Origin of the sequence: Actinomadura flavalba DSM 45200, assembly GCF_000374305.1 — a bacterium.
Classification (GTDB): Bacteria; Actinomycetota; Actinomycetes; order Streptosporangiales; family Streptosporangiaceae; genus Spirillospora; species Spirillospora flavalba.
In genome coordinates this window covers 1,447,119-1,473,694 of the sequence record NZ_KB894093.1, presented here as the reverse complement: position 1 = coordinate 1,473,694, position 26,576 = coordinate 1,447,119, and the positions used below count along the sequence as shown (strand labels likewise).

Annotated in this window: 29 protein-coding genes and 1 tRNA gene; 13 read left to right on the top strand and 17 right to left on the bottom strand. The window is 73.1% G+C overall.

The features are described 5' to 3' along the window. Positions 1 to 6: 6 nt before the first annotated feature. From C229_RS0106725 to C229_RS0106710, 4 genes are read right to left on the bottom strand one after another with little or no spacing between them, the layout of a single operon-like run. Positions 7 to 1,599: an FtsW/RodA/SpoVE family cell cycle protein gene (locus C229_RS0106725; RefSeq protein ID WP_018654313.1), complete on the bottom strand. Its 1,593-nt coding sequence runs from the start codon at positions 1,597 to 1,599 to the stop codon at positions 7 to 9. Then, positions 1,600 to 3,144 carry a PP2C family protein-serine/threonine phosphatase gene (locus C229_RS0106720; RefSeq protein WP_026313510.1) on the bottom strand — a complete coding sequence of 515 codons (1,545 nt, stop codon included), beginning with the start codon at positions 3,142 to 3,144 and terminating at the stop codon, positions 1,600 to 1,602. Beyond that, complete coding sequence (locus C229_RS0106715; protein ID WP_018654311.1) at positions 3,141 to 3,620, bottom strand: FHA domain-containing protein FhaB/FipA; 480 nt, start codon at positions 3,618 to 3,620, stop codon at positions 3,141 to 3,143. Before C229_RS0106715 ends, C229_RS0106720 begins: the two co-directional genes overlap by 4 nt. A gap of 11 nt (positions 3,621 to 3,631) precedes the next feature. Then, complete coding sequence (locus C229_RS0106710; protein WP_018654310.1) at positions 3,632 to 4,387, bottom strand: FhaA domain-containing protein; 756 nt, start codon at positions 4,385 to 4,387, stop codon at positions 3,632 to 3,634. 131 nt (positions 4,388 to 4,518) lie between these two features. On the opposite strand from C229_RS0106710, the gene C229_RS0106705 reads away from it, so the two are divergent. Beyond that, a tRNA-Leu gene (locus C229_RS0106705) sits at positions 4,519 to 4,601 on the top strand. A 249-nt stretch (positions 4,602 to 4,850) separates the two neighbouring features. Here C229_RS0106705 and C229_RS33440 read toward each other — a convergent pair. Continuing rightward, a complete protein-coding gene (locus tag C229_RS33440; protein ID WP_081639754.1) occupies positions 4,851 to 5,120 on the bottom strand; it encodes a helix-turn-helix domain-containing protein in 270 nt (89 codons plus the stop codon). Between the two features lie 59 nt (positions 5,121 to 5,179). Between C229_RS33440 and map the strand changes: the two genes are divergently transcribed. After that, positions 5,180 to 5,950, top strand: a complete 771-nt coding sequence (map, locus tag C229_RS0106700) for a type I methionyl aminopeptidase (RefSeq protein ID WP_018654309.1) — start codon at positions 5,180 to 5,182, stop codon at positions 5,948 to 5,950. Positions 5,951 to 5,953: 3 nt separating this feature from the next. Here map and C229_RS0106695 read toward each other — a convergent pair whose 3' ends face one another. After that, positions 5,954 to 6,967, bottom strand: a complete 1,014-nt coding sequence (locus tag C229_RS0106695) for a saccharopine dehydrogenase family protein (protein WP_018654308.1) — start codon at positions 6,965 to 6,967, stop codon at positions 5,954 to 5,956. A 95-nt stretch (positions 6,968 to 7,062) separates the two neighbouring features. On the opposite strand from C229_RS0106695, the gene C229_RS0106690 reads away from it, so the two are divergent. The 4 genes from C229_RS0106690 (at position 7,063) to C229_RS0106675 (ending at position 10,263) form a co-directional block, all read left to right on the top strand. Further along, complete coding sequence (locus C229_RS0106690) at positions 7,063 to 8,007, top strand: helix-turn-helix domain-containing protein (RefSeq protein ID WP_018654307.1); 945 nt, start codon at positions 7,063 to 7,065, stop codon at positions 8,005 to 8,007. A gap of 33 nt (positions 8,008 to 8,040) precedes the next feature. Further along, entirely contained in the window at positions 8,041 to 8,364 is a 324-nt protein-coding gene (locus C229_RS0106685) for a YciI family protein (RefSeq protein WP_018654306.1), read from the top strand. After that, entirely contained in the window at positions 8,361 to 9,572 is a 1,212-nt protein-coding gene (locus C229_RS0106680) for an RNA polymerase sigma factor (RefSeq protein WP_018654305.1), read from the top strand. Before C229_RS0106685 ends, C229_RS0106680 begins: the two co-directional genes overlap by 4 nt. A 67-nt stretch (positions 9,573 to 9,639) precedes the next feature. Further along, positions 9,640 to 10,263 (top strand): maleylpyruvate isomerase family mycothiol-dependent enzyme, encoded by a 624-nt coding sequence (locus C229_RS0106675; protein ID WP_026313509.1) that lies wholly within the window; start codon positions 9,640 to 9,642, stop codon positions 10,261 to 10,263. Here the strand turns inward: C229_RS0106675 and C229_RS0106670 are convergent. Both C229_RS0106670 and C229_RS0106665 read right to left on the bottom strand, forming a co-directional pair. Beyond that, on the bottom strand, positions 10,258 to 11,529 hold the full coding sequence (locus C229_RS0106670; RefSeq protein WP_018654303.1) for an FAD-binding oxidoreductase: 1,272 nt from the start codon (positions 11,527 to 11,529) through the stop codon (positions 10,258 to 10,260). The genes C229_RS0106675 and C229_RS0106670 overlap by 6 nt on opposite strands. Before the next feature lie 55 nt (positions 11,530 to 11,584). Further along, a complete protein-coding gene (locus tag C229_RS0106665) occupies positions 11,585 to 12,064 on the bottom strand; it encodes an RrF2 family transcriptional regulator (protein WP_033423938.1) in 480 nt (159 codons plus the stop codon). A 95-nt stretch (positions 12,065 to 12,159) separates the two neighbouring features. Here C229_RS0106665 and C229_RS0106660 point away from each other — a divergent pair, with 95 nt between their 5' ends. Together C229_RS0106660 and C229_RS0106655 are read left to right on the top strand one after the other, a co-directional pair. After that, complete coding sequence (locus C229_RS0106660) at positions 12,160 to 12,963, top strand: SDR family NAD(P)-dependent oxidoreductase (protein ID WP_018654301.1); 804 nt, start codon at positions 12,160 to 12,162, stop codon at positions 12,961 to 12,963. A gap of 92 nt (positions 12,964 to 13,055) precedes the next feature. Then, positions 13,056 to 14,399, top strand: coding sequence for an FAD-binding oxidoreductase (locus C229_RS0106655; RefSeq protein ID WP_018654300.1), 1,344 nt, complete (start codon positions 13,056 to 13,058; stop codon positions 14,397 to 14,399). A 1-nt stretch (position 14,400) separates the two neighbouring features. Here the strand turns inward: C229_RS0106655 and C229_RS0106650 are convergent, their stop codons facing one another. The 3 genes from C229_RS0106650 to C229_RS34070 form a co-directional block, all read right to left on the bottom strand. Further along, complete coding sequence (locus tag C229_RS0106650; RefSeq protein WP_018654299.1) at positions 14,401 to 15,861, bottom strand: DHA2 family efflux MFS transporter permease subunit; 1,461 nt, start codon at positions 15,859 to 15,861, stop codon at positions 14,401 to 14,403. A 4-nt stretch (positions 15,862 to 15,865) separates the two neighbouring features. Further along, on the bottom strand, positions 15,866 to 16,456 hold the full coding sequence (locus tag C229_RS0106645; RefSeq protein ID WP_018654298.1) for an NADPH-dependent FMN reductase: 591 nt from the start codon (positions 16,454 to 16,456) through the stop codon (positions 15,866 to 15,868). 91 nt (positions 16,457 to 16,547) lie between these two features. Next, the gene (locus tag C229_RS34070) at positions 16,548 to 17,006 is read right to left on the bottom strand and encodes a hypothetical protein (protein ID WP_026313507.1); all 459 of its coding nucleotides are present in this window, start codon (positions 17,004 to 17,006) and stop codon (positions 16,548 to 16,550) included. A gap of 276 nt (positions 17,007 to 17,282) precedes the next feature. Here C229_RS34070 and C229_RS0106635 point away from each other — a divergent pair, with 276 nt between their 5' ends. The 4 genes from C229_RS0106635 (at position 17,283) to C229_RS0106620 (ending at position 19,348) form a co-directional block, all read left to right on the top strand. Continuing rightward, positions 17,283 to 17,891: a TenA family protein gene (locus tag C229_RS0106635; protein WP_018654297.1), complete on the top strand. Its 609-nt coding sequence runs from the start codon at positions 17,283 to 17,285 to the stop codon at positions 17,889 to 17,891. Between the two features lie 57 nt (positions 17,892 to 17,948). Further along, positions 17,949 to 18,551: a GNAT family N-acetyltransferase gene (locus tag C229_RS0106630; protein ID WP_026313506.1), complete on the top strand. Its 603-nt coding sequence runs from the start codon at positions 17,949 to 17,951 to the stop codon at positions 18,549 to 18,551. Positions 18,552 to 18,627: 76 nt separating this feature from the next. Further along, positions 18,628 to 19,014 carry a hypothetical protein gene (locus tag C229_RS0106625; protein ID WP_155884623.1) on the top strand — a complete coding sequence of 129 codons (387 nt, stop codon included), beginning with the start codon at positions 18,628 to 18,630 and terminating at the stop codon, positions 19,012 to 19,014. An 88-nt stretch (positions 19,015 to 19,102) separates the two neighbouring features. Then, positions 19,103 to 19,348: a hypothetical protein gene (locus C229_RS0106620; protein WP_018654294.1), complete on the top strand. Its 246-nt coding sequence runs from the start codon at positions 19,103 to 19,105 to the stop codon at positions 19,346 to 19,348. A gap of 51 nt (positions 19,349 to 19,399) precedes the next feature. Here C229_RS0106620 and C229_RS0106615 read toward each other — a convergent pair whose 3' ends face one another. From C229_RS0106615 to C229_RS0106605, 3 genes are read right to left on the bottom strand one after another with little or no spacing between them, the layout of a single operon-like run. Then, positions 19,400 to 21,637 carry a heavy metal translocating P-type ATPase gene (locus C229_RS0106615; protein ID WP_018654293.1) on the bottom strand — a complete coding sequence of 746 codons (2,238 nt, stop codon included), beginning with the start codon at positions 21,635 to 21,637 and terminating at the stop codon, positions 19,400 to 19,402. Positions 21,638 to 21,670: 33 nt separating this feature from the next. Continuing rightward, on the bottom strand, positions 21,671 to 22,609 hold the full coding sequence (locus tag C229_RS0106610) for a cupredoxin domain-containing protein (protein ID WP_018654292.1): 939 nt from the start codon (positions 22,607 to 22,609) through the stop codon (positions 21,671 to 21,673). A gap of 1 nt (position 22,610) precedes the next feature. Beyond that, complete coding sequence (locus C229_RS0106605) at positions 22,611 to 22,817, bottom strand: heavy-metal-associated domain-containing protein (RefSeq protein WP_018654291.1); 207 nt, start codon at positions 22,815 to 22,817, stop codon at positions 22,611 to 22,613. 297 nt (positions 22,818 to 23,114) lie between these two features. Between C229_RS0106605 and C229_RS0106600 the strand changes: the two genes are divergently transcribed. Next, complete coding sequence (locus tag C229_RS0106600; RefSeq protein WP_026313505.1) at positions 23,115 to 23,978, top strand: Fpg/Nei family DNA glycosylase; 864 nt, start codon at positions 23,115 to 23,117, stop codon at positions 23,976 to 23,978. Between the two features lie 50 nt (positions 23,979 to 24,028). Here C229_RS0106600 and C229_RS0106595 read toward each other — a convergent pair whose 3' ends face one another. Genes C229_RS0106595 through C229_RS0106585 form a run of 3 tightly spaced genes read right to left on the bottom strand, consistent with a single transcriptional unit; the run spans position 24,029 to position 26,447 of the window. Continuing rightward, entirely contained in the window at positions 24,029 to 24,811 is a 783-nt protein-coding gene (locus C229_RS0106595; RefSeq protein ID WP_018654289.1) for an ABC transporter permease, read from the bottom strand. Continuing rightward, on the bottom strand, positions 24,808 to 25,758 hold the full coding sequence (locus C229_RS0106590) for a daunorubicin resistance protein DrrA family ABC transporter ATP-binding protein (protein ID WP_018654288.1): 951 nt from the start codon (positions 25,756 to 25,758) through the stop codon (positions 24,808 to 24,810). Before C229_RS0106590 ends, C229_RS0106595 begins: the two co-directional genes overlap by 4 nt. A gap of 32 nt (positions 25,759 to 25,790) precedes the next feature. Continuing rightward, positions 25,791 to 26,447, bottom strand: a complete 657-nt coding sequence (locus C229_RS0106585) for a DUF4097 family beta strand repeat-containing protein (protein WP_018654287.1) — start codon at positions 26,445 to 26,447, stop codon at positions 25,791 to 25,793. Positions 26,448 to 26,576: the final 129 nt, after the last annotated feature.

Genomic DNA, 26,576 nt, shown 5'->3' with positions numbered 1-26,576 from the left:
GGGTGATCACCTCGTGCTCACGATCTGCGTCATGCCCTCGTCCTGGATGGCCTGCGGCGCCGGCTTGCGCGCGTCGTGACTCATCCGGACGAGGATCGCGATGAGGATCCAGTTCGCCATCAGCGACGACCCGCCCTGCGACAGGAACGGCGTCGTCAGACCCGTCAGCGGGATCAGCTTGGTGACACCGCCGACGATCACGAACACCTGGAGCGCGACGACGAACGAGACGCCGCCCGCGAACAGTTTCAGGAACGGATCTCGTGCCGCGACGGCCGTCTTGAACCCGCGCTGCACGATGATCGCGTAGATCAGCAGCAGCGCCATCAGACCGGTGAGGCCCAGTTCCTCGCCCAGCGAGTCGAAGATGAAGTCGGAGAACGACAGCGGCGTCCGCCAGGGTTCGCCCTGCCCGAGGCCGGTGCCGAGCACGCCGCCTTCACCGAGCGAGAACAGCCCCTTCATGAGCTGCGCGCTGTCGGCGTAGCTGCCGCCCAGCTCCGCGCACGCCGAGAAGCCGGGCGAGCCGTCGCCCTGCTCCTTGAACCTCTTGTAGATCTCGGTGTCGGGGTTGACCGGGACGACGCGGCCGCTGTCCAGCAGGCACCCGCCGTCGAAGTACGGCTTGGGGTTCTGCCAGATGTCGATGCGCTGGTTGACGTGCCCCATGAAGGGCAGCAGCGTCGCCACGAAGATGCCGACCGCGAGCAGCCCGACGCCGATGACGACCCACGACACGCGCTGCGTCGCGATGTACAGCATCGAGATGAACAGGCCGAAGTACAGCAGCGCGGTACCGAGGTCCTTCTGGACGAACAGCACGCCCAGGCAGAAGAACCAGATGATCAGGATCGGGCCCAGGTCGCGCATGCGCGGGATGCTGAACGGCCCGATCTTCTTGCCGATCAGCGACATCGCCTGGCGCTTGTTCACCAGGTATCCGGCGAAGAAGACGACCAGGGCGAGCTTGGCGAACTCGCCCGGCTGCACCGAGAAACCGGCCACCCTGATCCACACCCGGGCGCCGTTGATCTGGGCGCCGATGCCGGGGACGATCGGCAGCAGCAGCAGGATGATCGCCGACAGGCCGATCAGGTAGGTGTACCGCTGCGCCGTCTTCGGCGTGAACGAGAGCTTGGCGTCCGGCCGGTCGGTGTCGCGCATGATCAGCACCGCGGCGACGAACAGCGCGATCCCGACGAACGTCCACATCAACTGGGTCGGCGCGTTGGCCTCGTCCGGGATCAGGGCGCGCCCCGCCTGCGCCGCCACCTTGCGGTCGGCGCTGGTGTCCAGGTCGAGGCGGTAGATCATCGCCAGGCCGATACCGTTCAGCGCCACCGCGAGCGGCAGCAGCAGCGGGTCGGCGTACGGCGCGAACTTCGCCTGCACCGCGTACGCCACCAGGCCCAGCACCACCAGGCCGCCGCCGTACACGAACAGGCCCGCCGGGACGTTTCCGTCACGGGCCAGGCCGACCTCCGCGAACGCCGACAGCGTCAGCACCATCGCGAAGATCAGCAGCACCAGCGTCGCCGCGTTGCGGCGCTGGTACGGCAGGCGCGCGCGGATCTGCTCACCGATCGAGGTCATGGTCATCTACGACTTGCCCCCGTTCGGCGGACAGTCCTTGATCGAGTTCTTGTCGCCCTTGCACGCGTCGCGACGCTGCTGGAGCGTCTTGAGCGCCTTGTCGGCCTCGGCCCGGTTCACGAACACGAACTTGCCGTCGCGGACCGACCGGGCGTCGCTCTCCGGCAGCTCCGCCACCGTCAGCGCCGTGCCCATCGCCTTCGACTGCTTGCAGTTCGTCTGGCCCTTGCCCTTGAGGATGACGACCTTGCCGCCCTCATCGGCCAGGGAGTGCTTGCAGACCTGCTCTTCGAGCTGCGTCACGGCCTGGCGGCCGTCCGGCACCTCGTACTTCGCGCGGACCGCGATCTGCCGGTCCTCCGGGAGGTCCGCCAGCATGATCGCCGGGTTCGGCTGCTGCTTCGCGTCCGCCTTGCGCGACAGCGGCAGCAGCGGCACCTCCTGCGTGGTGCCCCGGAACAGCACGACCCGGCCGTTCTCCTCGCCCACGTAGTAGCCGCTGCGCACGCTCTGCAACGTCACCACCGCGACCGCCGCGAGGCCGACCACCGCGACGCCCGCCGCCACGACCAGCCACGTCCAGCGGCGCGGACGCCGCTCGCGGCGCGACGAGCGCTCCGCCGCGTCCGGGACGGTGTCCGGCACGGTGCGCTGCGCCGGCGGCGGACGCTCGTCCACCGCGACCGGCTGCTGCGGCATCGTGTCGCGCAACTGCGCCGCCCGGCCCGCCGGGGTGTCCGGCGAGGGGCCCGCGCCCGGCTCGGGCGGCGACGCGTTCGCCGCCGCGCCCACCGCCTGCCCCGGCGCCGCCTGCGGCGGATGCTGCCCGAGGTCGACGACGTCCGCGACGACGCACGTGATGTTGTCCGGGCCGCCGCCCCGGTTCGCCAGGTCGATGAGCTGCCGGACCGCCTGGTCGGCGTCGGACACCTCCGTCAGCACCTGGAAGATCGTCTCCGCCGTGACGACGCCCGACAGGCCGTCCGAGCACAGCAGGTACCGGTCACCGACCTTCGCCTCGCGCAGCGACAGATCCGGGTCGACCTCGCCGCGGCCGTCCAGCGCGCGCAGCAGCAGCGACCGCTGCGGATGCGACGCGGCCTCGTCCGGGCTGATGCGGCCCTCGTCGACGAGCGTCTGCACGAGCGTGTGGTCGTGTGTGATCTGGAACAGGCTGCCGTCGCGCAGCAGATACGCGCGCGAGTCGCCGATGTGCACCAGCGCGACCTGGTCGCCCGCCCACAGCATCGCCGTCAGCGTCGTGCCCATGCCCTGCAACGCCGGATCGGACTCCACGATGCGGTGCAGGTTCTCGTTCGCCGCGCGGACCGTCTGCTCCAGCGCCGCCAGCAGCTCCGGCGGCGACAGCTCGGCGGTGTCGAGCCGGCGCAGCGCCGCGATCGCCGCCGCGCTCGCGATCTCGCCGCCGACGTGGCCGCCCATGCCGTCCGCGACCGCCAGCAGATGGCTGCCCGCGTACGCCGAGTCCTCGTTGCCCTCGCGCAGCATCCCCACATCGGAGCGCGCGGCGTACCGGATTCCGAGGCTCATTTGCGCAACTCGATCACGGTCTTGCCGATGCGCACCGGGACTCCCGGCGGAATCGGCATCGGGCGGCTCACCTTCGTCCGCCCGAGATACGTCCCGTTGGTCGAACCGAGATCTTCCACGATCCACTGACCGTCCTGCGCGTAAATACGGGCATGTCGGGTGGAAGCGTAGTCGTCGGTCACCACCAGGGTGGCGTCCGGCGCACGCCCGATCGTGATCGGGACATCCGACAGGTTGATCACCGTCCCCGACCGTTCCCCCTGGACGACGACCAGCTTGGTCGGGGCGTTCCCACCGCGCTGCGCCCTCGGGGGTTTGGGCGCGCGCGAGGGCCTCTCCGGCCGGGGCCTGGCGGCCCGGTCGGCGGCCTTGGAGCCGAACAGGTCGGCCCGGATCACTCCGACGGCGGCGATGACGAACAGCCACAGCACCGCGAGGAACGCCAGCTTGATCAGCGTGAGGGTGAATTCGGACATCGGAGTCGGGGTTACTCCCTATCGCGGCGGAAGACCAAGGTTGTCCGTCCCATCGTGACGCGCGAACCGTCCACCAGCGTGACCCGCCGGATCGGCTGCCCGTTCACGAAAGAACCGTTGGTCGACCCTAGATCCACGAGCGCGATTTCGGGACCTTCTACGCGGATCTCGGCATGATGCCGGGATACGCCGGGATCGACCAGACGCAGATCGCAGTCCGTACCGCGACCCAGCAGAGTCACCGGAGTGGTGATCTCGTACGTGCGCTGCGTGGCGTCCGCGCCCTCCACGGCCGTCGTCACCAACAGCCTCGGATGCCCGCCGAACGCGCCGCCGCGACCCCCCTGCGGGACGTCGCTCACCGGCCGGCGGATCTCGCCGCCCTCCACCGTCGAGCCGCGAATCACCCCGGACCGGATCCGGAACATTCCGGTGGCGAGATCGCCCGCATTCTCGAACCGGACCCGCACCGGGCCCACGAACGAGTAGCCCTGCTCCTTCGCGTACTCCCGCGCCAGATTCGCCAGCTCCTGGCTCAGGCTGTCGGCGTACACCTGGAGCCGCTGGCCGTCCTGCTGCGAGATCTCCACCACGAAGTCGTTCGGCACCAGCGTGCGGCCCTGCGCCACGATCGCGGCCCGGTCGTCCATCTCGCGCTGCACCGCGCTGGCCACCTCGACCGGTTGCAGCTCCGACCTGAACGCCCGCGCGAAGGCACCTTCGACCATGCCCTCCAGCCGTCGCTCGAAGCGCTGAATGACGCCCACGGGCACCTCCCTTCCCCACTCGTAGACGATCGTATCGGTGCGAAGGTTCGCTCGAAGTATCCAGATACCGATCCAGTGCCCTGACCGTGCTAGTCTCTTCGAGCACCCGGGGAAACCCGGGCCATCACCCGGGGCGGGTGGCGGAACGGCAGACGCGCACGGTTCAGGTCCGTGTGTCCGAAAGGACGTGAGGGTTCAAATCCCTCCTCGCCCACGAATGGGTTGGGGGTAGTGTGCCCGCAAAAAGCGCGGGCCGCTACCCCTTCTTCATGCCTCCCGGGGGGACGACCCCCCGGAACCCCCCGATGTGGGGGCTTCGCCCCCACGCCCCCCTCGTGCGGGGTGCTGTTGGTGGGGTTCTTTCCCTCTTTTGCCTTCTCTGGCCCCTTTGATCTTGTTGTTTCTTGGGCGCTGCTGCCCTGCCCTGCCCTTGTGCCCTGTTCCCTCGTTCCCTGCCTTGTGGCTAGGAGGCCAGGCTTGGGGTGTTGGGTGGGGTGCTGATGTCGGTCCAGAGGGTGTCCAGGGAGAGGTTCAGGGTTTGGGCCAGGGTTGCGATGGTTGGGAACGATGGGGTGGCTATGCGGCCGCTTTCGATCTTGCGGAGGGTTTCTGGGGAGATGCCCGCATCCAGGGCCGTCTGGAGGATGGTTCTGTCGCCTCTTGCCTCGCGTAGGCGGGCGCCTAGGCGGTTGCCTCGTTCCTGGTCGGCCTGGGTGAGTGGGAGTCGGACCATGGGGTGATGATAGTGCCGGTATAGTATGGCCGGTATTGTTATTGGTCTGGAGGGTGTCCGTGATCGAGGTCTTGAGCGCTGGCGAGGTCGGGCGGGCTCGGGTCGCCGGGGCGTTGGTGGGGGCGATCCTGGCGGAGTTGCGGGCGCGGTGCGTGGTGGGGACGAATCTGCTCGACGTCGATGCGTGGGCTCGGTCGATGATCCTTGCTGGCGGGGGTTCCTCCTGTTATGTCGACTACGCGCCCTCGTTTGGGGTTGGGGCGTTCGGGTCCTACATCTGTACTTCTGTGAACGATGCCGTGTTGCATGGGCGGCCTCGTGACTACGTGCTTCGTGACGGGGATCTTCTGTCTCTTGACCTCGCGCTGGTCAAGGGCGGGGTGGCCGCTGATGCCGCCGTCAGTTTTCTTGTCGGGGAGGCTCGGCCCGACGGTGGACTTGCTCTCGTCGACGTGACCGAGCGGGCTTTGGCGGCGGGGATCGCGGCTGCCCTGCCCGGGGGGCGGGTGGGGGACATCTCCTCCGCCATCGGCCGGGTGCTGCGTGGCGGGGGGTACTCGGTCAGTACCGAGTTCGGGGGGCACGGGATCGGGTCGACCATGCACCAGGACCCGCATGTGCCCAATGACGGGCGGGCCGGGCGGGGGGTGCGGTTGCGGCCGGGGATGATGCTCGCGCTGGAGCCCTGGGTGATGGCCGACACGACGCGGCTCGTCGTCGATGACGACGGGTGGACGCTGCGCAGCGCCACCGGGTGCCTCACCGCGCACAGCGAGCACACCGTCGCCATCACCGAGGACGGGGCCGAGATCCTCACGCTGCCCGGCTGAGCGTCAGTGGCGCTCGACGGTGACGTGGGGCGCGAGGGCGTCGAGGAAGTCCGTCGCGTCGAAGATCTCGCCCGCCGACGCCACGCCCGTCGTGTTCGTCTTTCCCTTGAGGATGCGGTCGACCGCCTCGACGGCCAGGGGTGCGGTGACGGCGTAGATGTCGCGGCCGGTGGCGGTGGCGCGGCGTTCCTCGGTGCCCGAGCGGACCACGACGTCGACGACGAAGGTCTGCGCGGAGCGGCCCGTCGCGTCCGCCGGGGCCGGGGCGGGGGTGTCGGGGGAGGACAGGTCGGTGACGGCCTCCACGGTCATGTACGAGTGGACGTCCCGGACGTCGAGATGGCTCGGGATCGTGACGACGTCGGCCATGCTGAACCGGCCGAGCACCCGCCGGGTGCCGGTGGGCTCGGGGAACGTCCAGTCCAGGGTCGACAGGGGCTCGTCGTGGTACTCCAGCGCGCCGCCGGTGAACCGGACGCGGCGTCCGGCGCGGCGGTCGGTGGACACCCGGCCCGACGCGCGGGTGCCCTCGGTGGGGTGCCAGGTGCTCAGCGCGTAGGCGACGTGGACCTCGTCGGCGCTCGTCCAGTCGCCGCGCGCGGTGGTGGCCAGCAGGTCTCCGAGGCCGCCGAAGAACGCCATCGCGGGGACGACGACGGCACCGGCCGCGCGGGCGCGGTCCGCGAAGTGCGCGAAGGTGTCGGCGTTGGCCTCGATCTCGGCGGCGACGTCCACATAGGGGATGCCCGCGCGGAGGGCGGCCTCGACGACCGGGGCGCCGGTGGCGGCGAACGGCCCGGCGGCGTTGATCACCGCGTCGGCGCCGGCGAGGGCGCGGTCGAGGGAGGCCGGGTCGTCGGCCGACGCGGGACGCGCGTCCAGGCCGGGGAAGGCCGCGGCCAGCCTCGCGGCGTCGCGGCCGGACGGAAGCGGGGTGAACCCCCGGGCGCGCAACTCCGCCACGACGAAACGTCCGGTGTGTCCGTAGGCGCCGTAGACCGCGACGGTCGATCCCATGATGTCTCCCCTGGTAGATCCGATGTGACGATCTTCGCGACCGGGGACCGCCGGGCGTGAGTGTCGGGAACGCCATCCGCCGTACAATTCCGGACATGAAGCGCGTGGCGGTCGCCATGACCGACGGAATGCTGCACTTCGAGCTGTCCGTGGCGTTCGAGGTGTTCGGTCCCGCCCCGGCCGCCGTGACCGGCCCCTGGTACGACCTCGTCGGCTGCGGGCCGGACGCCGTGCGCGCCGGACGATTCCTCCTCGAACCCGACCACGGGCTCGACCGGCTCGCCGACGCCGACACCGTGATCGTCCCCGCCTGGGCCGACGTGGACGTCCCCCCGCCGCCCGCCCTGCTCGACGCCGTCCGCGCCGCCCACGACGCGGGCGCCCGCGTCGCCGCGCTGTGCACGGGCGCGTTCGTCCTGGCCGCCGCCGGGCTGCTGGACGGACGCCGCGCCACGACGCACTGGGCGCACACCGACGTCCTGTCCGCCCGCCACCCCCGCGTGGACGTCGATCCCGACGTGCTCTACGTGGACGCGGGCACCGTGCTCACCTCGGCGGGCAAGGCCGCCGCGCTCGACCTGTGCCTGCACCTGGTCCGGCTCGACCACGGCTCGGCCGTCGCCAACGCGGTCGCGCGCCGTCTCGTCGTCCCGCCGCACCGCGCGGGCGGCCAGGCGCAGTTCATCGCCGCGCCGCTGCCCGAACGGCCCGACCATCCGCTCGCCGCCCTGCTCCCCTGGGCGATCGAACGGCTCGACCGCCCGCTGACCGTCGAGGACCTGGCCCGCCGCGCCGCGATGAGCTCCCGCACCCTCGGCCGCCACTTCCGGCAGGTCGCGGGCACGACGCCGTTGCAGTGGCTGCACGTGCAGCGCATCCGCCGGGCCCAGGAACTCCTGGAGACCACCGACGACCCCGTCGCGGCCATCGCGACCGCGACCGGCATGGGCACCGCCACCACCCTGCGCCGCCACTTCCACCGCACCGTGGGCGTCCCGCCCGACACCTACCGCCGCACGTTCCGTACCGGCGAGCGCTGACATCGCCCCGATCCGTGCGGGACGCTGGGACGCATGGAGTACATGTTGCTGATCTGCGGGGACGAGTCCGCCGCCGCGCACGCCGCCGACGGCTGCGACGGGTGGGCGGACGAGATGGCGGCGCGCGGCGTGCTCCGCGACGGCGCGGGCCTGCGCCCGCCGTCGGACGCGACGACCGTGCGGCGGCGGGCCGGGGAGGTGCTGCTGACCGACGGCCCGTTCGCCGAGACGCGCGAGCAGATCGGCGGGTTCTGCCTGATCGAGTGCGCGGATCTGGACGAGGCCGTGGAGGTCGCCGGGCGGCATCCGGCCGCCGCGTACGGGACGATCGAGATCCGGCCCGTGCTGCGCCCGTGACCGGCGCCGCCGAGGTCCGCCGCGCCGTGGACGCGGCGTTCCGCGACGAGTGGGGGCAGGTGCTCGCCACCGTCATCGGCCTCACGGGCGACTGGGAGCTGGCCGAGGAGTGCGTGCAGGACGCGTTCGCCCGCGCGCTGGAGCGCTGGGAGCGCGACGGGGTTCCCCGCCGTCCCGGCGCGTGGCTGACGACGACCGCCCGCCGCCGCGCGCTCGACCGGCTGCGCCGCGACGCGGCCGGGGCGGCGAAGCTCCGCCGGATCGTCCCCGAGGGCGACGCCGAGGACGTCCCCGACGACCGGCTCCGCCTCATGTTCACCTGCTGCCATCCGGCGCTGGCGATGGACGCCCGCGTCGCGTTGACGCTGCGGACGCTGGCGGGCCTGACGACGGCCGAGATCGCGCGCGCGTTCCTGGTCTCCGAGGACACGATGTCCAAGCGGCTCACCCGCGCCAAGCGCAAGATCCGCGACGCGGGCGTCCCGTACCGCGTGCCGCCCGCGCACCTGCTGCCCGAGCGGCTGCCGGGGGTGCTCGCGGTGCTGTACCTGCTGTTCACGCGGGGGTACGCGGCGTCGGCCGGGGACGCGCTGGTGCGCCGCGACCTGTCCGCCGAGGCCGTCCGGCTGGCGCGGGTGCTGTCCGGGCTGCTGCCGCGCGAGCCGGAGGCGGCGGGGCTGCTGGCGCTGATGCTGCTGCACGACGCCCGCCGGGACGCGCGGCTGGACGCGGCGGGCGATCTCGTCCTGCTGGAGGACCAGGACCGGTCCCGCTGGGACGCCGCCGCCGTCGCGGAGGGCGTCGCCGTGCTGCGCGCGGCGCGGCGGGAGGCACGGCCGGGTCCGTACCAGGTGCAGGCGGAGATCGCGGCCTGCCACGCGACGGCGCGGAAGGCCGCCGAGACCGACTGGCCGCGCATCGCCGCGCTGTACGACCGGCTCGCCGTGTTCGTCCCGACGCCGGTGGTGGCGCTGAACCGGGCCGTGGCGGTGGGCATGGCCGAGGGGCCCGAGCGCGGCCTGGCCCTGCTGGACGGGCTCGATGACCGGCTGCCCGGCTACCACCTGCTGCCCGCGACCCGCGCGGACCTGCTCCGGCGCCTCGGCCGCGCCGCCGAGGCCGCCGCCGCGTACCGGGAGGCGCTGGCGCTCGCCCCGACCGAGCCCGAGCGGCGGTTCCTCGCCCGCCGGATCGCGGAGATCGAGTAGGGGTGTCCGTCCGGGCGGGTTCCCGTTCGTCGGTGGGGTGAAGATCCTCGGCACGAAGGAGACGATCATGGACGTACGGGCCGCCACCGCCGCCGAACGCGGGGAGCTGGCGTCGCTGCTGGCCGACCTGCCCGCCGACCGCTGGGACGAGCCGACGCTGTGCGCGGGCTGGCGCGTCCGCGAGGTCGTGGCGCACATGACGATGCCCTACCGGCTGTCGCTGCCGCGCGTGGCGCTGGGCATGGTCCGGGCGGGCGGGCGCTTCAACCGGTTCGCGGACCGGGACGCGCGCGCCGCCGCCGTCGCGCATTCCCCGGGCGAGCTGGCCGCGCTGCTCGCCGCGAACGTCGACCACCCGTGGACGCCGCCGGGCTCGGGCCCGGAGGCGGCGCTGGCGCACGACGTCATCCACGGCCTGGACGTCACGGTCGCGCTCGGCCTGGACCGGCGGGTGCCGCCGGAGCGGGTGGAGGTCCTGCTGACGGACGCGGCCCGGCCACGGGCGCTGAAGTACTTCGGCGTCGACCTGGACGGCGTCGAGCTGCGCGCCGACGACCTGTCCTGGTCGTCCGGCGCGGGCGCCCCGCTGACCGGCGCCGCGCAGGACCTCCTGCTGGCCCTGTCCGGCCGCCGCCTGCCCGCGGGCCACCTGCGCGGCGAACCGGCCGCGCGCTTCACGGCCGCGTCATAGCGGGAAGTTCGAGCGGAGGGTGCCGTTCGGGTCGCGGTCCTTCTTGAGGGCGCGCAGGCGGTCCAGGGTCGCGGGGACGAAGGCGTCGGACGCGGACTCGTCGCGGGCGAGGTTGGTGAACGGCTTGCGGCCGGTCACCGGGAGGCGGCCGACGAGCGCGTCCTGCGCCGCCGCGATGTCGCCCAGGTGCGGGAGGCCGAACAGGTAGAGCGAGAACGGTTCGGTGATCGGGTCGGCCGCGCCGCCGGACGGCGCGGCCAGGGCGCCGCCGAGGTGGCGGACCTGGACGCTGAGCAGCGGCGCGATCGGCTCGGCGAGCAGCGCGTCGGCGTCGAGGGACGTGAGGAGTTCGCCCCGTGAGACGCCCGCCGCCGGGTCGGTGGGCTCGTCGGTGATCGTGCCGAGGTCGCCGGGCGCGAGCGGGCCGCGCGTGTCGGAGAGCGCGCCGCCGACGGACTCCAGCGGGCGCAGCAGCCGCCGCGCCTCGGCGTCGGTGCCGAGGTGGGTGACGTCCACGGCGACCAGGGGATCGCCGCCCGGGAAGTGCAGCAGGTCGAACCAGGCGGTGAGCGCGTCGGGCGCGGCGGCGGTGACCTCGCGGTAGGCGTCCAGGACGTCCCGCGCCCGCGCGGCGGGCCACAGCATCCGGCCGCCGTACAGGTGCGGGGCGGGGAACAGGTCGAACTCCAGCGCGGTGACGACGGCCAGGTCGCCGCCTCCGCCGCGCAGCGCCCAGAACAGGTCCGGGTCGGACGCCTCGGTGACGCGGGCGGGGGTGCCGTCGGCGGCGACGACGTCGAAGGCGCGCACGGCGGCGGACGCGAAGCCGTGCCGCCGCGCGAACCAGCCGAGCCCGCCGCCGAGCGTGTAGCCGGTGACGGTGACGACGGGCGAGCTGCCGGCGAGCCCGACCAGGCCGTGCGGTGCGGCGGCGCTCAGCACGTCCCCCCACCGGACTCCGGCGCCGGCGCGGGCGGTGCGGGCGGCGGCGTCGATCTCCAGGGTGTCCAGGGCGCCGGTGCGGAGCAGGACCGTGCCGCCGGTGCGTCCGGTGGCGCCGTGGCCGCTCGGCTGCGCGGTGACGGTGAGCCCGGCTCCGGCGGCGTACCGGACGAGGCCGATCACGTCGCGGGCGTCGCGGGCGGTGACGACGGCGTCCACGGGTTGGTCGACGGCGAGGTTCCAGGGGCGGCGGGCGGCGTCGAAGCCGGGGTCGCCGGGGGTATGGACGGTGCCGAAGGGCTGGAGGGCGGAGGAGAGATCCATGGTTGTCCCTATCTAGTATCTAGAATGTCCAGAATTTGCGGCGGCCGAAGCCGTTTCAGGTCGGCGCGTTGACGAAGCGGTCGCGCGTCGCCTCGGGCGTGTGCGGGAACCGCGTCTCGACGGTGGCGCGCACGTCGGCGAGCGTCCGCCCGGCCAGGGCGCGCCGCCACTCCAGCTCGGCGGCCCGCATCTCCTGGGAGATCACGCAGTGCGCGCGGTAGTCGACGTCGTCGCTTCCGCCCGGCCCCTTGCGCAGGAGTTGTTCGCAGCGGAACGCGTCCTCGGGGCCCTCGATGGCGACGACGATGTCGAGCAGCGAGATCTGCTCCGGCGCCCGGTTCAGCCGGAATCCGCCCCGGGGGCCGGAGACCGAGCTGAGGATGCCCGCGCGGGCGAGCGCCTGGAGCTGCTTGTTGAGGTAGGCGGGCGGCAGGTCGTAGAAGGCGGCCAGCCGGCGCGCGGTGACGGCCTCGCCGGGCTCGGCCCAGCTCAGGTTGAGGCAACTGTGCATCGCCCACTCGACGCCTTCGCTCATCCGCATATTCTGGATATTACATGTCCAAGATAAGCGCGTGCAACCCGTCCGATCCCTCCGGGGTTCTCCCCGCGAACCCTACGGAAGGAACCCGCATGGACCTCCAGCTCGCCGGTCGCGTCGCGCTCGTCACCGGCGCGTCCAAGGGCATCGGCCTCGCCGTCGTCCGCACCCTGCTGGCCGAGGGCGCCCGCGTCGCCGCCGTCTCCCGGACGCCGGGCGGGCTGGCCGAGCTCGCCGGGCCGTCCCTCGTCCACGTGCCGCTCGACCTGACCCGGCCGGACGCCCCCGCGACCGCCGTCGACGAGACCGTCGCCGCGTTCGGGCGGCTCGACGTCCTGGTCAACAACGCGGGCGGTCCCCCGCCCGGCGTGACGCTGCCGCGCTTCGGCTTCGCGTCCGTCGGCGACGACGACTGGCACGCGATGCTCGACTTCAACCTCGTCGCCGTCGTGCGGACGATCCGCGCCGCGCTGCCGCACCTGCTCGCCGGGGACGCGGCGGCGATCGTCAACGTCTCGTCCGGCAACGCCCGCGTGCCGGGGCCGATGAACTACGACTACAACGCCGCCAAGGCCGCGCTGAACAACCTCGCCCAGGGCCTGTCGGAGGAGTTCGCGCCGCAGGGCGTGCGGGTGAACACCGTGTCGCCGGGACCGGTGCTCACCGACTGGTGGACGCGCGACGGCGGCGCGGGCGACGTCCTCGCGGCGGCGACCGGCACCGACCGGGACACCGTCCTCACGAAGTCGGCCGCCGAGATGATGAACCTGACGGTGGGCCGCCTGGTCGACCCGCAGGAGGTCGCGGACGTCGTGGCGCTGCTCGCCTCGCCCCGGTCCGCCGCGACCACGGGCAGCGACTACGCGGTGGACGGCGGCTTCGCCAAGTCGGCATAACCATTTCTTCTAACACATAGCCGATCCATCTATTGGACGCATGGACGCGGAGTTCCCAGACTGGAAGGTGAACGCGACAGGGGGACTCCGCCATGACCATCCACGAAGCACTGACCGGACAGGTGAAGGGCGCCGTGCTGCGCCCCGGCGACGACGGCTACAACACCGAGCGCGTCGGCATGCAGACGTGGCGCCCGCGCACGCCGGACGTCATCGTCGTCGCCGCCGACGCGGCCGACGTCGCGGCGGCCGTCCGCGTCGCCGCCGACCACGGCGTGCCCGTCGCCGTGCAGGCCACCGGGCACGGCGTGCCGGACGCGGCGGCGGGCGGCCTGCTCATCGCGACCCGGAAGCTGTCGGGCGTCCGGATCGACCCGGACGCCCGGACCGCCCGGATCGAGGCGGGCGTCCGCTGGGGCGCCGTCGTCGGCGCGGCCGCCGAACACGGGCTCGCGCCGCTCAACGGCTCGACGCCCACGGTCGGCGCCGTCGGCTACACGCTCGGCGGCGGCGTCGGGCTGCTGGCCCGCACCTACGGGTACGCGTCCGACCGGGTGCGCGCGATCGAGATCGTCACCGCCGACGGCACCGCGCGCCGCGTCACCGGCGGCGACCTGTTCTGGGCGCTGCGCGGCGGCGGCGGGAACTTCGGCGTCGTGACCGCGCTGGAGGTCGGGCTCGTCCCGGTCGCGCGGCTGTACGGCGGCGGGCTGTACTTCGACGCCGCGCACGTCCCGGCCGTCCTCGCGGCCTGGCGGGCGTGGACGCAGACGGTGCCGGAGGAGATGACGTCGTCGCTGGCCGTCGTGCCGCTGCCGGACGTGCCGGGACTGCCCGGGCCGCTGCGCGGACGGCACGTCGCGCACGTCCGCATCGCCTACACCGGGAGCGCCGAGGACGGCGAACGGCTCGTCGCGCCGCTCCGCGCGGTCGCGCCCCGGCTGGTGGAGAACGTCCGCGAGATGCCGTACTCCGACAGCCACACGATCTACGCGGAACCGACGTTCCCGTCCGCCTTCCACGGCACGTTCCGGTTCCTGGACGGCCTCGACGACGCCACCGGCACCGCTCTGCTCGACCTGGCCGGACCGGGCGCCGGCACCCCGGCGGTGCTGACGTTCCGGCACGTCGGCGGCGCGCTCGCCCGCGAGCCGGAGCCGAGCGCGGTCGGCGGACGAGACGCCGTCCACCTCGCCGGCGTCCTCTCCGCGATCCCGGACGGCGCGGACGTGTCCGCCGTGGCACCGCTGCACGACGGCGTCCGCGCCGCCCTCGAACCGCGCGCGACCGGGACGAGCCTGAACTTCCTCTACGGCGCCGCCGCCACGCCCGACCAGGTCGGGGCCGCGTTCACCCCGGACGCGCACGCCCGGCTCGCCCGGATCAAGCGCGAGCACGACCCGGACGGCCTGTTCCGCCGGACCCACAACCTCTAGGTCACGGCTTGGTGCGCGGCAGGAACAGCGCCGGGACGATCGACAGCGCGATCAGCGCCATCGGCATCAGGTAGGCGTGCTGGAACGCGTCCGCCAGGCTCGGCGCCAGCCCCGCGTGCTGGGCCGCCGTCAGCCCGTGCAGCTCCTGGAGGCCGCCCGCCACCGGCAGCAGCGACGACAGCAGCACCGCCATGACCGCCATCGCGACGGCGCCGACGGTCGTGTTGATCAGGTTGACGGTCGTGCTGCCCGCCGCCGTGTCGGCGCGCGGCAGGTTCCGGGTCGTGGCGGTGATGACGGGCATCAGCGTGCCGCCGCCGCCCGCGCCCATCAGCACCATCGTCAGGCACAGCCGCCAGTACGGGGTGTCCTCGCCGACCTGGAGCATGAACAGCGTGAACCCGGTCAGCGCCAGCAGGATCGCGAACGGCAGGTAGCGGCCGATCGCGACGCGGTCCACGATCCGGCCCGCGACCTGCATCGTCAGCCCCGACGCCAGCGCCCACGGCACCGCGAGCGCGCCCGCCATCGTGGCGCTCTCGCCCCGGACGACCTGGAAGTACAGCGGCAGCAGGATCATCGCGCCGAAGTACCCGGCGGCGAACAGCGCCAGCGTGCCGCCGCCCGCCGCGAACGTCCGCTGCCGGAACAGCCGCAGGTTCAGCAGCGGGTGCGCGGCCGTGAGCGCCCGCCGGACGAACGCGCCGAGCAGCACGACGCTCACCAGCAGCGGGACGAGCACGTGCGCCTTGAGGAACCCGCCGCCCTCGCCGCCGGACGTCACCGCGAAGATCAGCAGCGCCAGGCCGGGCGACAGCATCAGCAGGCCGGGCACGTCCAGCGGGCGGCGCTCCTGGTCGGTGTCGGCCGGGAAGATCCGCCCGGCGAGCACCAGCACGGCCAGGCCGACCGGCAGGTTGATGTAGAACATCCAGCGCCACGACAGCTCGTCGATCAGGTAGCCGCCGAGGACGGGCCCGGCCAGCGGCCCGACGAGGATCGCCAGCCCGAGCGTGCTCATCAGCCGCCCGAACCGGTCCGGCGGCGCGACCCGCATGAGGATCGTCATGCCGACCGGCATCAGCATGCCGCCGCCGAGGCCCTGCACGACGCGGAACGCGACGAGCGTCTCGACGTTCCACGCGAGCCCCGCGAGCACCGACCCGGCGGTGAACGCGGCGACGGCCGTCAGGTACAGGCGCTTGGCGCCGAACCGGCCGACCGCCCACGCCGAGACGCCGATGACGGCGCCGAGGGCGAGCGAGTAGCCGGTGACGACCCACTGGATCGTGCCGAGCGACGCGCCGAACTCGGCCGACAGCCGGTTCAGCGCGACGTTCACGACGGTCTGGTCGAGGGCGGACATGACGCCGCCGAGCACGAGGACCAGCGCGACGGTCATCGGGCGGGGGCCGGCGGGCCGCGCGGGGGCGGCCTCGGCGGCGGGAAGGGTCGTCGTCATGGTGTCAGGCTCCGTACGGGCGGGCGGCGCGGGCGTCGCGCAGCGCGGCGCCCCACCAGGTGAGCTGGTCGAGGAGGGTCTTGGCGGCGGCGATGGCGCGCTGGCCGTCCACGAGCTCGCCGGAGTCGTCGAAGAGGCTCCACGGCTGGTGCAGGCTGACGGTGTCGCGGATCGTGACCGCGTGCAGCTCGGCGAAGACGGGCCGCAGGTGCTCGACGGCGCGCAGCCCGCCCGACAGCCCGCCGTAGGACACGAACGCGACGGGCTTGGCGTGCCACTCGGCGCCGTGCTGGTCGATGAGGTTCTTCAGCGTGCCGGGGTAGCTGTGGTTGTACTCGGGCGTGACGACGACGAACGCGTCGGCGGCGGCGAGCTTGGCGGTCGCGGCGGCGAACCCGGCGTCGTCGGCGGCGGTGCCGAACGTGTGCGGCATCACCGCCTCGGCGGTGTCCACGACGTCGAGGACGACGTCGTCCCGCTCGGCGGCGCGCCGGGTGAACCAGCGGGCAACGGTGGGGCCGAAGCGGCCCTGGCGGGTGCTGCCGATGATGACGGCGACGCGGATGGGCGGGGCCTGGACGGTGGCGGCGGTCATGCCGGTCTCCTCACGCGTTGGGGTGCGTTTCGGAGACCAGCTTCGGACCTCAAGAAAAGTTGAGGTCAAGCCTCGCGGGCGACTTTCTCGATCAGCCCGCCTTGGGAGTGGCCGTCAGGTGGCCGACGCAGGCCAGCGTGGCCTCGCGCATCTTCTTCTCGTCCGTGCCCGGCGGGAGCGCCTGGTTGGGCTTGAGGTCGATGCCGCGCTGCCGCATGCAGGCCAGGAAGGCGTTCATGGCGGGCGGGGTGGGACGGGCGCCGTTCCCGCCGCCTCCGCCGTTGTTCGTCCCCCCGCCGGGGTTCTGCTGGCCCGGGGCGCCGGGCGTCTGCCCGGGGACGCCCGGCGTCTGGCCCGGGACGCCGGGGGTGGCGCCCGGGGCGCCCGGCGTCTGGCCGGGGGTGCCCGGGGCCGCGCCGGGGGTGGTCGGAGTGACGGGGAGCGTGGACCCGGCGGACGGCTTGTCGTCGTCGCCTCCGCAGGCGGCGGCGCCGAGCAGGAGCGCCGGGGCGAGGACGAGCGCGGCCAGGCGGCCGGGGGTGACCATCATCCGTGTTGATCCTTCTCCAGGGGGTGGGGGTAAACGTATGCGGTGTGGCGTGCATCTCGCCAGGCGTGGTGGGAACAATCCGGGGGGCCTGGTCGGTTACAGGTATTGATCGATGCGGCTGGTGTCCCCGGGCTCCAACCATTGCCTTCACGGAATACCGTTCGGCTGGAACCGTGTTGTGCGTCTCGCCGAGAGGCGACCCCCGCATCGGTCACGGACAGGCCCCGCCTCCGGGCGGGGCCTTCCGCATGTCCGGCCACCTGCGATGATCCGGGCATGAGTCTCGCCGCGAAGCTGGAGGACCTCGGCCGCCCCCTGGTCGAGGAGCAACTGCGCCACCCGACCGTCGCCGGGATCGCCCGGGGCGACCTGGACGAGGCGGTGTTCCGCTCCTGGCTCGAACAGGACTACCTGTTCCTCCTCGACTACGTGCGCGTGTTCTCCCGGCTGGCCTGGCAGGCACCGGACGCGCACGTCGGCGACCTCGTCGACCTGGCCCACGCTACGTTCCACGACGAACTGGACCTGCACCGCGACCTGTCCGGCACGTTCGGCGCGAACCTGGAGAACCCCGTCAAGGGTCCGGCGTGCGCGGCGTACACGGGGTTCCTGCTGGACAGCGCCGCGTCCTACGGCGAGGGGCTGGCCGCGCTGTACCCGTGCATGTGGGGCTACTCGACGCTCGGCGCGCGGCTGGCCGAGGACCCGCCGGACGAGCCCCGCTACCGCCGCTGGGTCGACACCTACGCCGACCCGGGGTTCGCGGAGCTGACCCGCCGCGTCGCCGTGATGATCGACGAGGCGGACCCCGATCCGGAGCGGGCGCGGGAGCTGTTCCTGACCGGAATGCGGCACGAGATCGACTTCTGGGATGTTCCTCTTTGACGATGAATTGGCCGTAGGCCCGGAATCCGCGCTGATCGTCCGTTCGTTTCCTCCTGTATGAGCACTTCGACTGTCCAGGTGAAGCGCGGACTGCCCGATCCGGCGCGGCCCGCCGCCGCCGAGCTGTACTGGGAGGGCTTCGCCCGCAAGCTCAGCCCGGTCCTCGGCGGCGCCCGGCCCACGGACCTCATCGCCGCCGGCCTCGCCGCCGACCAGGTCCTGTGCGCATGGGACGGCGGCGACCTGCTCGGCATCGCCTGCCTCCAGCCCGGCACCGCGCCCGCGCTCCGCCTGGACCGGCGCCGCCTCACCCGCGCGTTCGGCCCGCTGCGCGGCGGCTGGCGGCTGCTGCTCAGCTACCTGCTGGAGTCCGACCGGCCGGGGCCCGACGAACTGCTCCTCGACACCCTGGCCGTCTCCGGCCGGGCGCGCGGACGCGGCGTCGGCACGGCGCTGCTCGACGGCACCGTCGCGGAGGCGCGCCGGATCGGGCGCCGCTACGTCCGGCTGGAGGTCGTGGACACCAACCCGCGCGCGAAGGCGCTGTACGAGCGCTACGGGTTCGAGCGGGTGAAGACCGTCCGCACGCCGTACCTGAAGCGGCTGATGGGCTTCGGCGCCGTGGACGCCCTGCGCTACGACGTCACCGGGAGTGACTGAGACCCGACACCGGCGCCGCACGTTCCGTCACTTCGAGTAAGGTTCGATGAACCGAACGTGAGGTACGTTCTCTCGTGTGACAGCCAGCCGAGCCCGCCGCAGCGCCCCGGGGCGCCGTCTTCCGGTGGTGTTGTGGCTGGTGGTCCTGACCGGGCTGCTGACGCTCACGAGTCCCGCCGCCGCCGTGGCGGCGCCCGGGACCGTGCCGCCGCCCCCGCTCGTCCCGGTGAGCGCGCCCGGTGACGCGGAGCGACCGCCGACGCTGGACGGCGGCGGCTCGGCCGACACCGCCCGGTTCGGCTCCCTGCGGCGCTCGACCGTCCGGCCGCTGCTGCCGTACACGCCCGCCGCGACGGTCCCGGTCCCGGCGCCCGCGTACTCCACGCACCGCGTGGCGGCGCCGCACACGGCGCGCACGCCCGGCGCCGCGCTGCTCATCGAGCTGGAGATCTTCCGTACGTAGACGCGCGCGGGCCGTGCGCCCGTGTGGTTCCGGGCGTCTCGGCCCGGTTTCCGTGCCGTGCTCCTTCGCGTACCGAAACGGAATCTCCATGGGCATCCGAGACATCCATGTCATCTTCGAGAAGTGGCGGTTCCACTGCGCCCTCTGCCGGGGCGAGTGGGAACGGGTCTTCGAGGCCCGCCACGCCGACGACGGCCACGGCGGCGACCACGTCGCCTGGACCCTCGCCGGTCAGGCCAGCCTCCCGCCCTGGGTCGACCAGACCTGCCCGTCCTGCCGGGGCCTGCACGTCAAGGCCCTCCCGGCGGGCACGCTGATCCCGCCCCAGCGCTGAGAACGACCGTGCGGCCCGCCCCGGTCCGGGACGGGCCGCACGGCGCCCCGATCATGCCTTGAAGCGCCGCAGCCGCAGGCTGTTGGAGACGACGAAGACCGAGGAGAACGCCATCGCCGCGCCCGCGATCATCGGGGTGAGCAGGCCCGCCGCCGCCAGCGGCAGCGCCGCGACGTTGTAGGCGAAGGCCCAGAACAGGTTCCCCTTGATCGTGCCGAGCGTGCGGCGGGACAGCCGGATCGCGTCGGCCGCCGCGCGCAGGTCGCCGCGGACGAGCGTCAGGTCCGACGCCTCGATCGCCACGTCGGTGCCGGTGCCCATCGCCAGGCCCAGGTCGGCCTGGGCGAGGGCCGCCGCGTCGTTGACGCCGTCACCGACCATCGCGACCGTCCGGCCCTCGGACTGGAGCCGCTTGACCACGTCCACCTTGTCCTGCGGGAGGACGTCCGCGATGACCTCGTCGATGCCGACCGCGTCCGCGACGGTCCGCGCCACGGCGGCGTTGTCGCCGGTGAGCAGCACCGGGCGCAGGCCCAGTCCGCGCAGCCGCGCGACCGCCTCCGCCGACGTCGGCTTCACCTGGTCGGCGACGGTCAGCACCGCGCGGGCGGCGCCGTCCCAGCCGACCGCGACGGCCGTGTGGCCGCGCCGCTGCGCCTCGTCCAGCGCCTTCTCCAGGTCGGCGGGCAGGTGCTGCGACCACTCCGCGAGCAGCCGGGGCCGTCCGACGAGCACGCCGTGCCCGTCCACGACGCCCTGCACGCCCAGCCCCTCGACGGCCGTGAAGCCCTCCACGGGCGCCGGGTCGCCGGTGCGCTCGGCGGCGCCCCGGGCGACGGCCCGCGCGATCGGGTGCTCGGACGCGTTCTCCAGCGCCCCGGCCAGCCGCAGCGCCTCGTCGGCGTCCACGCCGTCGGCGGTGACGACGTCCACGAGCGCCATCCGCCCGGTCGTCACGGTGCCGGTCTTGTCCAGGACGACCGTGTCGACGGCCCGCGTCGACTCCAGCACCTCCGGCCCCTTGATCAGGATGCCGAGCTGCGCGCCGCGTCCCGTCCCGACCAGCAGCGCGGTCGGCGTGGCGAGCCCCAGCGCGCACGGGCAGGCGATGATGAGGACGGCGACGGCGGCGGTGAACGCGGCGGCCACGCCGGTGCCGGTGCCGAGCCAGAACCCGAGCGTCGCCGCCGCCAGCGCGATGACGATCGGCACGAAGATCCCCGACACGCGGTCGGCGAGCCGCTGCACCTCCGCCTTGCCCGACTGCGCCTCCTCCACGAGCCGCGCCATCTGCGCGAGCTGCGTGTCGGACCCGACGCGGGTCGCGCGCACCAGCAGCCGCCCGCCCGCGTTCACCGTCGCCCCGGCGACCGTGTCGCCGGGCGCGACCTCGACCGGGACGGACTCGCCGGTGAGCAGCGACGCGTCCACGGCGGACGAGCCCTCCTGCACCACGCCGTCGGTGGCGATCTTCTCGCCGGGGCGGACGACGAACACGTCCCCCGCCGTCAGCTCCTCGACCGGGACGCGCACCTCGCGGCCGTCGCGGAGCACCGCGACGTCCTTGGCGCCCAGCTCCAGCAGCGCCCGCAGCGCCGCCCCGGCGCGCCGCTTGGACCGCGCCTCGAAGTAGCGGCCCGCCAGCAGGAACGCCGTGACGCCCGCCGCCGCCTCCAGGTAGATGTTCATCGACCCGTCCGAGCGCGTCATGGTGAACTCGAACCCGTGCTTGACGCCGAGCTCTCCGGCGGTGCCGAAGAACAACGCCCACAGCGACCATCCGAACGCGGCGAGCGTGCCGACGGACACGAGCGTGTCCATCGTGGCGGCGCCGTGCCGCAGGTTCGTCCAGGCCGCCCGGTGGAACGGCCAGCCCGCGTAGACGACGACGGGCGCGGCCAGCGTCAGCGAGAGCCACTGCCACGCCTCGAACTGGAGCGCCGGGACCATCGCCATCGCGATGACCGGCACCGACAGGACGACGGCGGTGATCAGGCGCTGCCGCAGCGGGCGCAGCTCGTCGGGCTCCTCGCCGGTGTCGGCGGCGGCGGGCGGGGCGGGCGGCTCGGCGGTGTAGCCCGCCTTCTCGACGGTGGCGATCAGCTCTTCGACCGCCACCCCCTCGGGGTATTCGACGCGGGCCTTCTCGGTGGCGTAGTTCACCGACGCGGTCACGCCGTCGATCTTGTTCAGCTTCTTCTCGACGCGGGCGGCGCACGACGCGCAGGTCATGCCGCCGATCGCCAGCTCGATGCGGCCGGTGGTGCCTGGTCCGGCGTCGGTGCTCATCGCGGGTTCCTCCCTGCTCGTCGGCTCGTCGGATCAGTGCCGGTGGTCGCCGTGCCCGCTCTCGGCGGGCGTGGGCGCGGTGGGCGGCGCCTGCCCGGCGTGGACGGTGAACTCGGCCGTGCGGACGCGGCCCGCGTGCTTGAAGTCCAGGTACAGACGGTAGGCGCCGGTGCTCGGTGCCTCGGCGTGGAACGTGATGCCGGGACCGGGGCGGGTCTCACCGTCGCCGGGGGCGCCGTCCGGGTGGACGTGCAGGTAGGCCAGGTCGCGGTCGCGGAGCGCGACCAGGTGGCCGTACGCCTCCAGGTAGGGCTCCAGGTCGGTGACGGGCCTGCCGTCCCGGCTGACGGTCAGCGTCAGCTCGGTGCCCTGGCCCGGCTTGAGCGTGCCGTCCAGGCGGACCTCGTAACCGTCCACCTCGGCCACCTGGACCGGTGCGGGCAGGTCGCGCGGGGTGAAGTGGCCGGGGACGTTCACGTCGGTGCCGAGCGTGAGCTGCTCCCCGGCGCCCTGCGGGTGGACGTCGGTGAAGAAGCGGTACGTGCCCGCGTCCGGCAGCGTCAGCGGGACGCTCCACACGCCCTTCGCGTCGCGGACGGGGTGCACGTGCTGGAAGCCCGACAGGTCGCGGCGCGCCACGATGAGGTGGAGTTCCTTGCCGTGCAGCGCGGTGTAGCGGGTGACGGGCTTTCCGTCCGGGCCGGTGACGGTGAACCGGAAGTCGGTCTTCTTCCCGGCGGGGACGGTGGTGGTCTCGGGTGTGAGGGTGTAGCCGTCCTGGGAGACCTGGAGGCCGCCCGGCAGGGCCTCGCCCCCGGCCTGGGCGGCGGGGGCCGTGTGGCCGCCGTGCCCGTGGTCGTCCCGTTCCGGCGCGGCGCCGACGGGGCCGGCGAGCGAGCCGGCCCCCAGGGCGACCGCGAACAGGGCGGCCAGACCGGCGCCGTAGCCGCCGAGCTTCGTCGCGGTGTTCATGTCATGCCTTCACTTCGTATCCGGCCTCTTCGACGGCGGCGCGGACGCGGGCGTCGTCGAGGGGGGCGTCGCTGGTCACGGTCACGGCTCCGGTGGTGAGGTCGACGTCGACGCCGGTCACCCCGGTGATCTCGCCGACCTCCTCCTTGACGGAGGAGACGCAGTGGCCGCAGGTCATCCCGGTGACGGTGTAGGTGGCGGTGCTCATGCGGGTCGCTCCTTCGTTATTACCCCAGGGGGGTATCTCGTCGGCCTTACTCTGGCACAGCGGCTACTCGCTTGCAACCCATACCCCCTAGGGGTTATTGCGTGAGGCCGGTCACGGGCGGCGACCGGGAAGTTATCCACAACCCACGCACAGGCCGGACACCCGGCACCACAGGGCGAATGTCGGGTTTTGTCGAGGTTATGGCCCCGGAATGCCCGTCTCCGCAGCGGATCGCAAAGTTTTCCACAGGAGTGTCCACAGGCTTCCACAGGGCTGTGGATCGCGGATACTGGAGGCATGCCTGAGCTGCCAGAGGTGGAATCGCTCGCGGGCTTCCTCCGGGAGCGCGCGGTCGGCCACGCCGTCGCCCGCGTCGATGTTCTCGCGATCTCCGCCCTGAAGACCTACGACCCGCCGATCACCGCCCTCGCGGGACTGACCGTCACGGGCGTCGGGCGGCACGGCAAGTTCCTCGACCTCGACGTCGACGGGCTGCACCTCGTCGTCCACCTGGCCCGCGCGGGCTGGCTGCGCTGGCGCGAGGAGTTCCCGGCCAGGCCGCCCCGCCCCGGCGGCAAGAACCCCCTCGCCCTCCGCGTCCACCTCGACGACGGCACCGGCTTCGACCTCACCGAGGCGGGCACCAAGAAGGGCCTGGCCGTCTACGTCGTCCGCGATCCGGCGGAGGTCCCCGGCGTGGCGTCCCTCGGCCCCGACCCGCTCTCCCCCGACTTCACCGAGGAGACCCTGGCCGGGATCGTCAACGGCCGCCGCACCCAGATCAAGGGCCTGCTGCGCGACCAGAAGATCGTCGCGGGCATCGGCAACGCCTACAGCGACGAGGTCCTGCACGCCGCCCGCATGTCCCCCTTCAAGATCGCCGCGACCCTGACCGACGACGACGTCCACACCCTCCACCGGGCCATCCTCGACACCCTGAACGACGCGGTGACCCGCTCGGCGGGCCTGGCCGCCCAGGACCTCAAGGGCGAGAAGAAGACCGGCCTCCGCGTCCACGCCCGCACCGGCGAGAAATGCCCGGTCTGCACCGACACGATCCGCGAGGTCTCCTTCGCCGACTCCTCCCTCCAGTACTGCCCCACCTGCCAGACAGCAGGCAAGCCCCTGGCCGACCGCCGCATGTCCCGCCTCCTGAAATAACCGGAAAGGGCCGCCGGACCGGGTGGTCCGACGGCCCCGGGGTGGGTGGGTCAGGGCTTGGTGAAGGTCTTCTTGGCCCACAGGTAGGAGAGGGCCGTGATGGCCGTGCACCAGGTGAGGGCCAGGGTGGCGCTGTTGGCGATGGGGGTGCCGAGGAGGAGGCCGCGGAGGGTTTCCATGATGGGGGTGAAGGGCTGGTAGTCGGCGAACCAGCGCAGGGCGGTGGGCATCGAGTCGGTGGGGACGAAGCCGCTGCCCAGGAAGGGCAGGAGGATCAGGGGCATCGGGGCGTTGCTCGCGGACTCCGGGGTCGGGGACCTCAGGCCGAGCGCCACCGCGAGCCAGGTGATCGCCACGGCGAACAGGGTGAGCAGGCCGACGGCGGCCAGCCACTCCACGGCCGTCGCGTTCGGGCGGAAGCCGATCGCGAACGCGATGCCGAACAGGGCCGCCATGCCGAGGAGCTGCTGCACGACGCTGCCGACGACGTGCCCGGTCAGCACCGAGCCCCGGGAGATCCGCATCGTCCGGAACCGGGCGATGATGCCCTCCGTCATGTCCGTCGCGACCATGACCGCCGTGCCGGTCGCGGCGGTGACCACGGCCAGCAGCAGGATGCCCGGCACCACGTAGTTCACGTAGGCGGACCGGCCGCCCGTCCCGCCGCCGAGACCGGTGCCGAGGGTGCCGCCCAGGACGTAGACGAACAGCAGGAGCAGCACGACCGGCGTGACGATGAGCTGGATCGTCATCGACGGGTAGCGGACGAGCCGCTTGAGCTGCCGCCGGACCATGGTGGAGGAGTCGCGCAGCGCGAGGGTCGGGGTGGTCATCGTGCGTTCTCCTTGGTCTGGCCGGTGAGGGTGAGGAAGACGTCGTCCAGGTCGGGCGTGTGGACCGCGACCCCGGCGACGGCGACGGCGTGCTCGTCCAGGGCGACGAGCAGGTCGCGCAGCGCGTCCGCGCCGCCGTCGCCGGGCACCTGGAGGGTGAGCGCCTGCGGGTCGGCGGCGCCGGTGCCGACGATCCGGTGGGCGGCGCCGAGCCGGTCGGCGTCGGCGAAGGTGAGAGTGACGTGGCCGCCGGGGATGAGCCGCTTGAGTTCGTCGGCGGTGCCTTCTGCGATGAGCCGTCCGTGGTCGAGCAGGGCGATGCGGTCCGCGAGCTGGTCGGCCTCTTCGAGGTACTGGGTGGTGAGGAAGATCGTGACGCCGGTCGCGACGAGGTCGCGGACGATCTGCCACATGGTCCGCCGCGAGCGCGGGTCGAGGCCGGTGGTGGGCTCGTCCAGGAAGATCACCCGTGGGTCGCCCACCAGCGTCATCGCCAGGTCGAGGCGGCGCCGCATGCCGCCGGAGTAGGTGGACGCGGGTCTGCCCGCCGCCTCGACCAGGTCGAAGCGTTCCAGCAGCGCGTCGGCCGTCCGCTTTCCCTGCTTGCGCGGCAGATGGTGGAGATCGGCCATCAGCAGCAGGTTCTCCCGCCCGGTGAGCAGCTTGTCGACGGCCGAGTACTGGCCGGTGACGCCGATCGCTCCGCGCACCTCGTCCGGAGCGCGCGCCAGGTCGTGCCCGGCGATCCGGACGGTTCCGGCGTCGGCGGGGATCAGCGTGGACAGGATCTGGACGGTGGTGGTCTTGCCGGCGCCGTTGGGGCCGAGCAGGGCGAAGATCGTCCCGGCCGGGACGGTCAGGTCGACGCCGTCCAGCACGATCTTGTCGCCGTTCTTGCCGGGGTAGGACTTGCGCAGGCCGCGCGCGGTGATCGCCGGTTCGGTCATGGGGGGGCTCCTTCGAGGACGTGGGGGACGGTTCAGAGGCTGCGGGCGACGATGTCGCCGTGGGACGTGGTGGCGCGGACGTCCAGTGCGACGGCGCCGTCGTTGCGGAGGGCGTTGGTGACGCGGCCGTGCGGGGTGGCGGCGTCCAGCGCGGCGGAGACGCCGGGGGCGGCGCCGACCGTGATCGCGCCGGACTGGACGGTCAGCGCGAGCGTGCCGCGCACGGCCTCGGTGATCTCGACGTCGCCCCGGGCGACGGTCACCTCGCCGGACCCGGTGAGGCGGCCGACGCGGACGTCACCGGCGGCGACGTCGAGCCGGACGCTCGACGCCTCGTCCAGCTTGACCGGCCCGGTCGCGCCCTGGACGGTCACGTCGCCGAGCCGCCCGACGCCGCGCACCTCGCCCGCCGTCGCGACCTCGACCCGCGACCCGGCCGGGAGCCGCACCGTGACCTCGGCCGACCCGGACGGGCCGAGCAGCCGGTCCTTCGCCGTGGACTCGACGCGCAGGACGCCGTCGTGGAACGTGGCCCGCGTCCGCTCGGCGGCCTTGACGTCCCGGCCGCTGGACGGCCGCGCGGGCCGGATCTCGACGACGGTGTCCGGCCGGTCGGCGGCGATCACCTGGACGCGTCCGGCGGGGACGGCGATGACGGCGGTGATGGGGGCGGGGGTGGGGAACTGCATCGTGTCCTCCTGCGTTCAACTGCTTTCGACATCGCTAAAGCTACGTTGCCTTCACAGTTTTCTGCAACGCGATCTTTGCAACCGAACAGCATCTATGCAGGTGAAGATAAATATTTCATTGCATCCAGG